Source organism: Nocardia lasii, assembly GCF_042658545.1.
Taxonomy (GTDB): domain Bacteria; phylum Actinomycetota; class Actinomycetes; order Mycobacteriales; family Mycobacteriaceae; genus Nocardia; species Nocardia lasii.
In genome coordinates this window covers 42179-54627 of sequence record NZ_JBHSQN010000007.1, presented here as the reverse complement: position 1 = coordinate 54627, position 12449 = coordinate 42179, and the positions used below count along the sequence as shown (strand labels likewise).

Here is a 12449-nt window from a genome sequence, read left to right as displayed (position 1 = left end):
GTCGACGTCGACGGTCGAGGCGATGCGTGACTACGTACTCACTCCCCGTCGTGTGGGCCAGGAAGATCGGCGGCAGCCGAGGTCGGGGGCGAATCATGTTCCGGCAGCATGGTTTCTGGCTGAGCGGGTGTCGCCGGGGCGGGTGCGGCTTCGTCGGTGTTCGATGGGCCCGGCGTCGGCTCGCCCGTGACATCGGCGACCGAGGGGATCCGTACCGGGCGGGGGTCGACCGGTGGAACCAGTTGCGGCACAGTGCCTGTCGGTGCCTTGAGTCGTGGTCGGCCGGAGCCTGTTGTCGGTGGCAGTTGATCGGCCACGTCAGGAACGAGTTGGAGCAGTGTGGAGAAGTCGATGACCTGGGCACCAAGGGTTTCCGTCGCGACGATGACACCGTTCGTGTACAGCCGGTAGGTGCCTGCTCGTTGCGGTAGCAGCATTTCCGGGCCGATCGGCTCACCGACGGCGCTGTCAGGACCGCCGAGTCGCCGGTATGCCGCATCGATCACCGACTCACCCGCGAGGACATCGACGGTCGAGTCGCGGGGAGCCTCGGGTGCGGGCGGGGCGTCGGGAACTGTTGGGGCAGGCGCTGATTCGACCAGTTCGGAGGGGGCTGGGCCGACCTCGAAGGTGTGGATGTCGGCGGGTCTACCGCCGTCGGGTGCCGCGGAGTATTCCGAGCGCAGAATCTGCCCGTCGCGCAGCAGTACCGTGCCGGTGGTCGCGCCGACCGCCTCGGTGGTGCGCGAATCCTCTTTGACCGTACCGGGATACGCCTGGCAGTCGGTGGTGTCGCAGGTCTGCGCGTAGTGGTACCGACTTTCCGACAGCGCGTAGGAACGCGCCGCGATCGCTTGGGCGCGCAGGGCTTCGAAGCCGCCCTGGTCGGCCCAGTTGGCCTGCATCTCGGCGGGGAGCAGGCCGGCGAGGTAGTCGTCGACATCCACCGTGTTGACCGTGCGATAGGACTCGCCGTCGAGGGCGACGCCGAGCGCGCCGCGATAGCCGGTCCCGTTGCACAGGGTCAGGTGTTCCTCGGCGGGTCGGCCCGCACCCGCGCCGACCGGGTAGACGAACGGGTCGTCGGTCGCGGCCTGCCACAGCACTTCTCCGTCGCAGCCCGCGGTGACGACCACGTTCGCGCCGCCGTCGGGCAGGGGCGTGAGGTGGGCCGCCTCGCCGGGGCCGATGGTGCGCCCGGCGACCTGGGCGCCCGCGGCGGCGTAGGTGTCGAGGGTGGCGTCGTCTTGGGCCTGGAGTCGGACGGCGATGGTGGTCGGGCCGATGTGCCCGAGATCCGCTCCGGGGTAGTAGTGGCCGAGGATCTCCTCGGCCGACCAGCCCGCCTGCGCGTTGTGGAAGGCGCCGACCTGGCTCATGCCGCGGCCGTGGCCCGCGCCGACGGTCGGGGTGATCTGTCCGGGCAGGATCTGCCACAGCCCGACCGCGCCCGCCACCGCCACGACGGTCCCGCTGACCAGTACCGACAGTGGTGCGGTGCGCACCATCGGGACCATCCGGCGGCGGGTGCCTCGGCGCGATTTCTCAGTGATCTTGATGTCGGCTCTCATAGTGCGCTCCCACGGGTTTCGCGGTTCTACCGGCAGAGCTCGCGTCGGCATGTCGTCGTCGCCGAGCGGGATCCGAGGGCTACATTCGAGCAATCACATAAGTCTCGAGTTGAGGTTGAGATATGTGGCGTATGTTAACTAGTGTGATGCGTGAGGTTAGTCGAAGCAAGCATCACATGCACTACAGCGCGAACTGACCCGGTCGAGGCCGGGGCCGCGATCTCACGGCTCCCAGCCGCCGGAAACGCCTGCTCGACCCGGATAGGAGTCGCACGTGCGAAACCGAAAGCCGAGACGTTCCTATGTGCTCCCGGTGGTCACGACCCTCGCTGTCGCCGCTCCGATCGGCGCGTTCGCCCTCAGCGATTCGACCGACTACCGCAGCGCGAACGACTCCCAGATCGCGGCGGTCCCAGCGCAATTGGCGGAGGTGGCGCTGACCTCGGTCCCCGACATCACCATTCCGCTACGCGAGCTGACGGGCCTGGACCTCCCCGACCTCCGACTGTCGGACCTGCGCATGTTGCAGCTGCCCGCCGCGATCCCGATCCCGCAGGGCCTGCCGGTGCCCCCGGGCGTGGCGCTGCCCGCCGAGATCCCGCTGCCGCAGCTCCCGACGAAACCGCAGGCCCCGCAGGCGGCCCCGACTCCCGACCCGGCGCAGGCGCGTCCGCCGGTTCCGAGCACGACAGTGCCGACGGCACCGCCCGCTCCCCCACCCCCGGCCCCGGCTCCCGCCCCGGCCCCGGCTCCCGCTCCGGCCGAGTCCGCGCCCACCGGACAGGACGCGCAGGACCCGGCCGCGAACCTCCCGGTGCAGGCACCCCCGGCAGCAGCCGAAGCCCCGGCCCCGGCTCCGGCTCCGGCCGAGTTCTCACCCACCGGACAGGACGCACAGGACCCGGCCGCGAACCCCCCGGCGCAGGCACCCCCCTCCGCGTCCCCGGTCTCCCAATCCCGCACTCCCGGCGCCCATTTCATCGCCGAACCCGAGAACATGGAACCCGGCACCACCCCCGAAACCCCCGCCCTCGCCCCCGGCGCGGTCGGCGAGGACGTCATCGATCAGGTCGGCGCCCAGGTCAAGGAGGTCTCCCAGGAGACCCCCTTCAGCATGGTCGCCCTCACCGCCCGCGATCTGGCCAACACCACCACCAAGCTGCGGGCCAAGCAGCAGGACGGCAGCTGGGGCCCCTGGTACAACGCCGATCCGGTCGACACCAGGGCCACCGATCAGGCTCCGGCCGACGCGCCGACCGGCACCGAGCCGATCTATGTCGGCGAGACCACCGCGGTGCAGATGCTGGTCACCCGCAAGCCCGCCGCGGGCCCCGATCACGACCCGGCGCACCTCACCGAGGCCGCGCTGCGGGCGGTGCTGATCAATCCGGGCCGGGCCGCGATCGATGCCGCGCTCAACGATGTGGCGGCGGCGCTGCCGGGCGGCGGGCCGAAGGTGATCACCCGCGCGCAGTGGGGCGCCGACGAGTCGATCCGCTGCCAGGAACCCACCTACGACGACAGCGTCGGCGGGATCACCGTGCACCACACGGCCGGTCGCAACGACTACAGCCGGGCGGAGTCGGCGGGCATCGTCCGCGCGATCTACACCTATCACGCGGAAACGTTGGGCTGGTGCGACATCGGCTACAACGCCCTGGTGGACCAGTACGGCCAGATCTTCGAGGGTCGCTACGGCGGGTTGGATCGGGCGGTGCAGGGCGCGCACGCGGGCGGGTTCAACGAGAACACCTCGGGCGTGGCGCTGATGGGCAACTACGAGAACGAGGATCCGAGCAACGAGTCGATCACCGCGATCGGCAAGTTCATCGGGTGGCGGACCAAGTTGGCCGGGTTGAATCCGCGCGGCTACACCACCATGTACTCCGAGGGCACCGAGTTCACGCCGTACGCGCTGAACGAGGAGGTCGAGTTGCCGGTGGTGTTCGCGCACCGCGACGTGGGCAACACCGACTGCCCCGGCGACGCCGCCTACGCGCTGATGGACCGGATCCGCGGCATCGCGGCGGGCAACGCGGGCACCTACGCCTCCCCGGCCACCCCGAGTCGTCCGCGCAGCCAGCAGCAGGCGCGGGCCCCGCAGGGGAACATGGCCGAGCTGGGCGCGCTGATCGACAAGTTCCTCGGCCTGTCCGGCGACAACGCGATCGCCAAGCACTGGGTCGCCAAGGGCGGGGTGGACAGTCCGCTGGGCGCGCCGCAGTCGGATCTGCTGGCGGGCGCGCAGGGTCGACAGTTCGCGAAGTTCGCCAACGGGTTCGTCTACGCCGGGCCGGACGGGCAGGTGTTCGAGGTGATCGGCGCGATTCTGGACCGCTATCTGAGTCTGGGCGCCGACGCGGGCGTGCTCGGATTGCCCACGGCGGGTGCGTATGTGGTGCCCGACGGGGTGCGCACGGACTTCGAGCACGGTTCGCTGGTGTTGAACGAGCTCACCGGCATCGTCACGACGTTCTGGAAGACCTACGACGAGACCTACAAGCAGCAGATGAGCGCCCGCGCCCCGCAGGCCCCGCCCGAGTCCGCGCCGCTGGTCGAGCTGGCGGTGCCGGCCCCGGCGGATCCACCGCCCGCCCCCGAACCCGCCCCGGTCGGCTGATACCCCCGACCTGGCGAAGAACAGCCGGTGCCCCGCTCAGCGAGGCACCGGCTGTTTCTTGTCGCGCCGAGGCGCACCGCCACCGCCATGGCATTTTCGTGCACTTCTTCGCGCTACGGAGCGAAAAACGGCCTGGAGGGCGGACGAGTGCACGAATATGCCACTCCCAGCGGACCGGAACCTAACCCCACCAGCGTTCGAGCACCATCGCCACGCCGTGGTCGTGGTTGGTGGCGGTCACCTCGTCGGCGGCCGCGCGGGCTTCGGCGTGCGCGTTGCCCATCGCGACGCCGTGGCCCGCCATCGAGAGCATGGGCACGTCGTTGGGCATGTCACCGAAGGCGACGATCGCCGACGGCGCGACGCCGATCCGCTGGGCCACCTCGAGCAGCCCGGAGGCCTTGGTGACGCGCGGGACCGACAGTTCGATCAGGCCCTTCTCGGTGGAGTAGGTGATCTCGGCGCGGTCGCCGATCAGCGGGGCCAGGGCCGCGCGCATCTCGGAACTGCGGGCCGAGCTGAGGCGGATGAGCATCTTGATCGCGGGCGAGTCGATGACCTCGGCGTGCGAGACGACGGTGTCGTCGGGGTTGAGCCAGGCGTGTTCGTAGGTCGGGGAGCTGACGAACTGCGGGGTCACCGCGTCGTGGGCGCTGGCGCCGACCCGCTCGGTGGCCAGGCCGCAGCCGGGCAGGGCGCGTTCGGCGACCTCGGCCAGCCAGCCCAGCGTGTCGACGTCGAGGGTGTGGCTCGACAGCACGCGGTCGGTGCCGCTGTCGTAGATCACCGCGCCGTTGCCGCAGACCGCGAGCGGCGCGTACCCGAGTTCGCTGACCACCGGGGCGATCCAGCGCGGGGGGCGGCCGGTGGCGAGCACGAAGGTGGCGCCGTCGGCGACCAGGGCCTCGACGACGGCCCTGGTGCGGGGCGAGACCTTCTCGTCGTCGTCGATCAGGGTGCCGTCGACATCGGTGGCCACCAGCTGCGGTTTCGATTGCGGGTGCGTCATCCCGACCATCCTGCCGCACGTCGGCACGCGAGGGTGCCGGACTGTCCCTATGATCAGGGCCTGATCAACCGATCCAGAGGGGACAGATGGCCGGCTTCCTGTTGCGACGTACGCTCAACTACGTTGTGCTGCTTCTGCTGGCCTCCTTCCTGACCTTCAGTCTGGCCTCGCTCACGTTCAATCCGCTGGAGAGTCTCGAGCAGCGCAATCCGCGTCCGCCGCAGTCGGTGATCGACGCCAAAGCCGCGCAGTTGCACCTCGACGAACCGATCCCGCAGCGCTATCTGACCTGGTTGGGCGGGGTCGCGCACGGTGACTTCGGCACGACGCTGGCCGGTCAGCCGGTGAGCGAGGAGTTGGGGCGCCGGGTGGCGGTGAGTCTGCGGCTGCTGATCCTCGGGTCGATCATCGGCACGGTGCTGGGGGTGTTGATCGGTGCGGCGGGGGCGATCCGGCAGTACAAGTTCAGTGACTATTTCTCGACGGTGCTCTCGCTGCTGATCATCTCGACGCCGATCTTCCTGCTGGCGACGCTGTTGAAATACGGTGCGCTACAGATCAATACGGTGACCGGAACGCAGATCTTCCTCTATACCGGCGAGACCTCGGCCACCCAGATCACCGGATTCTGGAACCAAATGCTCGACCGCGCACAGCATCTGGTGATTCCCACGCTGGCCCTGGCGCTCGGTTCGATGGCCGGTTACAGCCGCTACCAGCGCAACGCCATGCTCGATGTGCTCGGCAGCGACTTCATCCGCACCGCGCGCGCCAAGGGCCTGACCCGCAATCACGCCCTCTACAAACACGGCCTACGCACCGCGCTGATCCCGATGGCGACCCTGTTCGCCTACAGCCTCGGCGGCCTGATCACCGGCGCCACCTTCGTGGAGAAGATCTTCGGCTGGCACGGGGTCGGTGAGTGGCTGGTCGATTCGATCAACGCCCAGGACCTCTACGTGGTGGTGACGGTGACCGCGTTCGCCGGGCTGGTCGTGTTGGTGTCGGGGCTGCTCTCCGACGTGGTGCTGGCCCTGCTGGACCCGAGGGTGCGTGTCTCATGACCGAAACCGAACTCATCGCCGTCGGCGCCCCGGAGGCCGTCGCGGCCGGGCGCCGCAAACTGGTGTGGCGGCGGTTCCTGCGCAACAAGCCCGCCGTGGTCGGCGCGGTCATCCTGCTGCTGCTGGTCATCGCCAGTTTCGCGGTGCCGCCGCTGCTGCCGTGGGACTACCAGCAGATGGACTACACGGCCCTGATGAAACCGCCGAGCCTCGAGCACCCGTTCGGCACCACCCAGATCGGCCAGGACGTGCTCGCCCAGACCATGCGCGGCCTACAGAAGTCGCTGATCATCGGTTTCTGCGTGGCGCTGTTCTCCAGCGTGATCGCCGCGACGGCGGGCGCGGTGGCCGGGCTGCGCGGCGGGTGGACCGACCGGGCCATCATGTGGCTGGTCGATCTGCTGCTGGTGATCCCGAGCTTCATCATCATCGCCCTGTTCGCCCCGCGCACCAAGGGTTCGGGGTCGATCCTGATCCTGATCGTGCTGCTCAGCGTGTTCGGGTGGATGATCGCGGCCCGCATCGTGCGCGGGATGACGCTGAGCCTGCGTGATCGCGAATTCGTCCGCGCCGCGAAATACATGGGCGCGCCGACGCGCACGGTGATCACCAGCCACATCGTGCCGAACATCGCCTCGATCCTGATCATCGACACCACCCTGGCGGTCGGTGCGGCCATCAGCGCCGAAACCGGTTTGAGCTTCCTGGGTTTCGGCGTGCAGCCGCCGGATGTCTCGCTGGGGTCGCTGATCGCGGCGGGCACCAAATCGGCGCTCACCTACCCGTGGCTGTTCCTGTTCTCGGGTGGGCTGCTGATCACGATCGTGTTGTGCGCCAACCTCGTCGGCGACGGGCTGCGCGATGCCTTCGACCCCGGCGCCCGTGGTGCGCGCAAGGATCGCCGGAAGGTGCGCGAGCGCAAGGACAAGGCGCAGGTGGAGCTGACGGAAGCGGAGAAGCGATGACCGTGTCGACCGCACCCCTGCTCGAGGTCACCGACCTGCGGGTGTCGTTTCCCGGCGAGGAGGGCCGGGTCGAGGCCGTGCGCGGGGTGAACTACACCGTGGCCGACGGCGAGGTGCTGGCCATCGTGGGCGAGTCCGGGTCGGGTAAATCGGTGTCCTCGCTGGCGGTGATCGGGCTGCTGCCCGAGCAGGCGCGCGTGCAGGGCTCGGTGCGGTTGCGCGGGCGCGAGCTGCTCGGGCTCGGCGACAAGCAGATGTCGAAGCTGCGCGGTTCGGCGATCAGCATGGTCTTCCAGGACCCGCTCTCGGCACTGACCCCGGTGTATCGGGTGGGCGATCAGGTCGCCGAGGCGCTGCTCGCGCACAAGAAGATGAGCCGCAAGGAAGCCGGCGAACGGGCCGTGGAGCTGCTCGAACTCGTCGGTATCGCCGACGCGCGCACGCGGGCGCGGGCGTTCCCGCACGAGTTCTCCGGCGGGATGCGCCAGCGCGTGGTGATCGCGATGGCCATCGCCAACGATCCCGCCCTGATCATCTGCGACGAGCCGACCACCGCCCTCGACGTGACGGTGCAGGCCCAGATCCTCGCGCTGCTGCGCAAGGCGCGCGACATCACCGGCGCGGGCGTCATCATGATCACCCACGATCTGGGCATCGCGGCGACGGTCGCCGACCGGGTCGCGGTCATGTACGCGGGCAAGGTGGTCGAAACCGCGCCCGTAGCAGAGCTTTTCGCCGTGCCGCGGATGCCGTACACGGTCGGGCTGCTCGGTTCCATTCCGCGCATGGACGGCCCGCCGCGCACCCCGCTGATCCCCATCGTCGGCGCACCGCCCGCCATGCACGCGCTGCCGCCCGGCTGCTCGTTCGCGCCGCGCTGCCCGGTCGCCATCCCCGACTGCACCGCCGCCGAACCGCCGCTGGAGAAGGTGCGCCACGGTCACGCGGTGGCCTGCATCCGCACCGCCGAGGTCGACAGCGCGCAGCTGTTCGAGGCCTATCGCGAGGAGATCCCGACCCCGCCGCACCCCGACCGCACCGACGACGACGTGGTGCTGCGCGTCACCGACCTGGTCAAGACCTTCCCGCTCACCTCCGGCGTGCTGCTGCGCCGCCGCACCGGCGAGGTCCGCGCGGTCGACGGCATCAGCTTCACCGTGCGCGCGGGGCGCACGCTGGCGCTGGTGGGCGAATCGGGTTCGGGCAAGTCGACGACGCTGTCGCAGATCATGGACCTGGTGCGACCGCAGTCGGGCACCATCGAGGTGCTCGGCAACGACGTCGCCACCCTCACCAAGCCGCGCATCCGCGAGATCCGCCGCAAGATGCAGATCGTGTTCCAGGACCCCAGCGCCTCGCTGGACCCGCGCCTGCCGATCTTCGACGTGCTCGCCGAACCGTTGCGCATCGACGGCCGCTCGCGCGAGGAGGTCAACCGCCGGGTGCCGGAGTTGTTGCGGCAGGTCGGATTACGGCCCGAGCATGCCGACCGCTACCCCGCCGATTTCTCCGGTGGGCAGAAGCAGCGCATCAGCATCGCCAGGGCGCTGGCCTTGGATCCGCAACTGCTCGTGCTCGACGAACCCGTGTCGTCGCTGGATGTGTCGATCCAGGCCGGGGTGCTCAATCTGCTGCGTGACCTGCAGGCCGAGCGCGGACTGTCGTATCTGTTCGTGTCCCACGACCTGTCGGTGGTGCGGAACCTGGCCCACGACATCGCGGTGATGTTGCAGGGCAAGATCGTCGAATCGGGTCCGGCGGACCGCATCTTCGCCGATCCTCAGCACGAGTACACGCGCTCGCTCATCGCGGCCGTGCCCGAACCCGTCGCATAACGGAGGCGCTATGACAACCCGACGCATCCCCGTCCGAACGCGGTGTGCCGCCGTGGTTGTCGCGGTCGCGATGTCGCTCGCGGGCTGTGCCGCCGGGGACGAGCCACCGGCCGGGTCCACCGACGCGCTCGGCGTGACCAGCGATATCAACCCCCAGCCCGCCGACGCGCTGCGCCAGGGCGGCAACCTGCGCCTGGCCACCACCGACTATCCCGCCAACTGGAACATCCTGTCCAATGACGGCAACAACGGTGAGATCGGCGAGATCGTGCGCCCGATGCTGCCGCGTTCGTTCGAGGTAGACGCGGCCGGCCAGCTCAGTATCGACACCGACTACTTCACCGACATCTCCCTGAACAGCACCGATCCCATGCAGGTCACGTACACGATCAACCCGAAGGCCGTGTGGTCGGACGGTTCGCCGATCACCTGGGAGGACCTCGCCAGCCAGGCGCACGCCCTGAGTGGCCGCGACAAGAGCTACCTGATCGCGATCACCAACGGTTTCGAGTTCGTCGACAAGGTCGAGCGCGGCACCGACGACCGCCAGGCCGTGCTCACCTTCGGCAAGCCGTTCGCCGACTGGCGCGGCCAGTTCTCCGGCAACTCCGCGCTCTACCCGAAGTCGGTGACGGCCACGCCCGAGGCGTTCAACACCGGCCTGGCCGACGCGATCACCCTCACCTCCGGCCCATTCCTGGTCACCGCCACCGATCGCGGCCAGGGCCGAATCACCCTGGGCCACAACCCGAAATGGTGGGGTGACAAGCCGGTGCTCGACACCATCACCTATAGCGTGCTCGACCATTCGTCCTGGGTGCAGGCGCTACAGAACAACGAACTCGACCTCGTGCGCCTGACCACCATCGACGACGTGAAGACCGTGCGCGGCACCAACGGACTGGTCGTGCGCCGCGCACCGGGTAATCGCTGGCGCCACATCACCTTCAACGGCGCACCCGGCTCGATCCTGGCCGATGCCGGTGTGCGCGTGGCTATCTCGAAAGCCATCGACCGGCAGGGCATCGTCAACGCCGTGCAGAACGGGCTGGTCGAGAACCCGAAACCGCTCAACAATCACGTATTCCTACAGGGCCAGAAGGGTTATCAGGACAACAGTCTCGGCTTCGACCCCGCCGCCGCGGCCACCGAACTCGACAACCTCGGGTGGAAGCTCAACGGTGAGGTCCGCGAGAAGGACGGGCGCAAGCTCGTCATCCGCGACGTCATGTACAACGACCCCACCTGGGTCCAGGTCGCCCAGATCATCCAGCAGAACCTGGCCGCCATCGGCGTCGGCCTGACCATCGACACCAAACCCGCCGCCGGTCTGTTCACCGATGTCATCCAGCCCGGCGACTTCGACGCCGCCCAGTACGTCTACCAGGGCGACCCCTTCCCCCTGAGCAGCCTGCGCCAGATCTACTACTACGACCCCACCGACCTGCAGGGCAACTACGGCCGCATCGGCTCCCCCGAACTCAACGCCCTCATCGAGCAGACCCTCACCGAACTCGACCCGCAGAAGTCGATCGACCTCGCCAACCAGGTCGACCGCGCGGTCTTCGCCGAAGGCCACTCCCTGCCCCTGATGCAGTCGGACGGCAGCGTCGGCGCCCGCACCACCCTCGCCAATATCGGGTCACCCGGGTTGGCGACGTACGACTATACGAAGATCGGATTCCTGAAATGAGTCAACGAACCACGTTGCGCAGCCGTAGTTTTCGCACGGCGGCACCACTGCTCGCGCTCGCCCTGGTCCTCGGTGGTTGTGGGTCCGATGTCGAGGTGGAGGCGGGATCGAGCGCGATCGGCGCCGTCAACGACATCAACCCGAAGGACCGCGACGCCCTGCGCGACGGCGGCAATCTGCGGTTGGCCCTGACGGGGATGCCCGCGACGTTCAACACCCTGCACGTGGACTCCGACGGTGAGGTCAGCGACCTGAGCGCCTGGGCGCTGCCGGGCACGCTCACCTCCAACGCGGCGGGCGAACTCGCGACCGATCACGACTACTACACCGATGTCGAACTCATCGGCACCAGCCCGCAGCAGATCAAGTACACGATCAACCCGAAGGCGGTCTGGTCCGACGGCACCCCCATCACCTGGGCGGACCTGCGGTCGCAGGCCAACGCGCTGAGCGGGCGCGATACCGCGTTCCAGATCGCGGCCAGCCAGGGCTACAGCAGCGTCGAGAAGGTCGAACGCGGCGAGGACGACCGGCAGGCGATCGTCACCTTCGGCGAGCACTACGCGGAGTGGAAGGGCCTGTTCAACCCGCTCTACCCGCAGCAGCTCACCGCGACCCCGCAGGCATTCGACGACCTGTACCGCAACGAGATGCCGGTGTCGGCCGGGCCGTTCCTGATCACCTCGATCGACCGCGCGCAGCAGCGAATCATCCTGAGCCGCAACCCGAAGTGGTGGGGCGAGACGCCCAAGCTCGAGACCGTCACATTCAGCGTCCTCGACAACGCGGCCCGGTTGACGGCCCTGCAGAACAACGAACTCGACGTCACCGCCCTGTCCGGGGTCGAGGAGGTCAAGACGGCGACGAACGCGCCGGGCATCGTGGTGCGTCGCGCTCCCGCTAATCGGTTCTCGCACATCACCTTCAACGGTGCGCCGGGCGCGCTGCTGTCGGACCCGAAGCTGCGGATCGCGATCTCCAAGGGCATCGACCGGCAGGGCATCGCCAACGCCACCCAGAACGGCGTGGTCATCGACCCGAAACCGCTCAACAACCACCTGTTCCTCGTCGGCCAGAAGGGCTACCAGGACAACGCCGAATCGGTGTCCTACGACCCCGCCGAAGCCGCCCGCCTGCTCGACGAGCTGGGCTGGAAGCTCAACGGTGACGTGCGCGAGAAGGACGGCCGCAAGCTCGAGATCCGCGACGTGATGTACCAGGCCGACACCTGGACCCAGATCGCGCAGATCGTGCAGCAGAACCTCGCCGCGATCGGCGTGAAGCTGATCATCGAGACCTACCCCGGCGGCACCCTGTTCACCGACATCATCGACCCCGGCAACTTCGACCTCGCCCAGTTCGTCTGGTCCAAGAGCATCTTCCCGCTCGGCGCGCTGCCCCAGATCTACGCCTACGATCCGGCGAACCCGCTGAGCAACAAGGGCCGCATCGGTTCGCCGGAACTCAACGCGCTGATCAAGCAGGTCATCGCCGAACTCGACCCCGAGAAGGCGATCGAACTGGCCAACGAAGCCGACAAGATGATCTTCGAATCCGGCTTCTCGCTGCCCATCGTGCAGTCCGCGGGCGCGGTCGCGACGCGGGAAGGGCTGGCGAACTACGGTGCGCCGGGGTTGGCTTCCTACGACTACACCAAGGTCGGTTTCGTCAAGTAACCCTCCGCCACGCGCG

General features: G+C 68.6%; 8 protein-coding genes. 6 read left to right on the top strand and 2 right to left on the bottom strand.

Going from position 1 to position 12449, the window contains the following annotated elements; genetic code table 11:
- Positions 1-38 precede the first annotated feature (38 nt).
- The gene (locus ACFP3H_RS11940) at positions 39-1571 is read right to left on the bottom strand and encodes a SpoIID/LytB domain-containing protein (protein WP_378604052.1); all 1533 of its coding nucleotides are present in this window, start codon (positions 1569-1571) and stop codon (positions 39-41) included.
- A 313-nt stretch (positions 1572-1884) separates the two neighbouring features.
- Here ACFP3H_RS11940 and ACFP3H_RS11935 point away from each other — a divergent pair, with 313 nt between their 5' ends.
- Entirely contained in the window at positions 1885-4191 is a 2307-nt protein-coding gene (locus tag ACFP3H_RS11935; protein WP_417629261.1) for an N-acetylmuramoyl-L-alanine amidase, read from the top strand.
- 181 nt (positions 4192-4372) lie between these two features.
- Here the strand turns inward: ACFP3H_RS11935 and ACFP3H_RS11930 are convergent, their stop codons facing one another.
- The gene (locus ACFP3H_RS11930) at positions 4373-5200 is read right to left on the bottom strand and encodes an HAD family hydrolase (RefSeq protein WP_378604049.1); all 828 of its coding nucleotides are present in this window, start codon (positions 5198-5200) and stop codon (positions 4373-4375) included.
- Positions 5201-5286: 86 nt separating this feature from the next.
- Here ACFP3H_RS11930 and ACFP3H_RS11925 point away from each other — a divergent pair, with 86 nt between their 5' ends.
- Genes ACFP3H_RS11925 through ACFP3H_RS11905 form a run of 5 tightly spaced genes read left to right on the top strand, consistent with a single transcriptional unit; the run spans position 5287 to position 12433 of the window.
- Positions 5287-6264, top strand: coding sequence for an ABC transporter permease (locus ACFP3H_RS11925; RefSeq protein WP_378604046.1), 978 nt, complete (start codon positions 5287-5289; stop codon positions 6262-6264).
- The gene (locus tag ACFP3H_RS11920) at positions 6261-7229 is read left to right on the top strand and encodes an ABC transporter permease (RefSeq protein WP_378604043.1); all 969 of its coding nucleotides are present in this window, start codon (positions 6261-6263) and stop codon (positions 7227-7229) included. The genes ACFP3H_RS11925 and ACFP3H_RS11920 overlap by 4 nt, the downstream gene beginning before the upstream one ends.
- A gap of 2 nt (positions 7230-7231) precedes the next feature.
- Positions 7232-9064 carry an ABC transporter ATP-binding protein gene (locus ACFP3H_RS11915; RefSeq protein ID WP_417629262.1) on the top strand — a complete coding sequence of 611 codons (1833 nt, stop codon included), beginning with the start codon at positions 7232-7234 and terminating at the stop codon, positions 9062-9064.
- 10 nt (positions 9065-9074) lie between these two features.
- Positions 9075-10757: an ABC transporter family substrate-binding protein gene (locus ACFP3H_RS11910; RefSeq protein ID WP_378604037.1), complete on the top strand. Its 1683-nt coding sequence runs from the start codon at positions 9075-9077 to the stop codon at positions 10755-10757.
- On the top strand, positions 10754-12433 hold the full coding sequence (locus tag ACFP3H_RS11905; RefSeq protein ID WP_378604034.1) for an ABC transporter family substrate-binding protein: 1680 nt from the start codon (positions 10754-10756) through the stop codon (positions 12431-12433). The genes ACFP3H_RS11910 and ACFP3H_RS11905 overlap by 4 nt, the downstream gene beginning before the upstream one ends.
- Positions 12434-12449 lie beyond the last annotated feature (16 nt).

Coding starts and splice junctions, on each gene's coding strand:
- ACFP3H_RS11940 (WP_378604052.1), bottom strand. CDS start 1,571: ATGAGAGCCGACATCAAGATCACTGAGAAATCGCGCCGAGGCACCCGC.
- ACFP3H_RS11930 (WP_378604049.1), bottom strand. CDS start 5,200: ATGACGCACCCGCAATCGAAACCGCAGCTGGTGGCCACCGATGTCGAC.
- ACFP3H_RS11925 (WP_378604046.1), top strand. CDS start 5,287: ATGGCCGGCTTCCTGTTGCGACGTACGCTCAACTACGTTGTGCTGCTT.
- ACFP3H_RS11920 (WP_378604043.1), top strand. CDS start 6,261: ATGACCGAAACCGAACTCATCGCCGTCGGCGCCCCGGAGGCCGTCGCG.
- ACFP3H_RS11910 (WP_378604037.1), top strand. CDS start 9,075: ATGACAACCCGACGCATCCCCGTCCGAACGCGGTGTGCCGCCGTGGTT.
- ACFP3H_RS11905 (WP_378604034.1), top strand. CDS start 10,754: ATGAGTCAACGAACCACGTTGCGCAGCCGTAGTTTTCGCACGGCGGCA.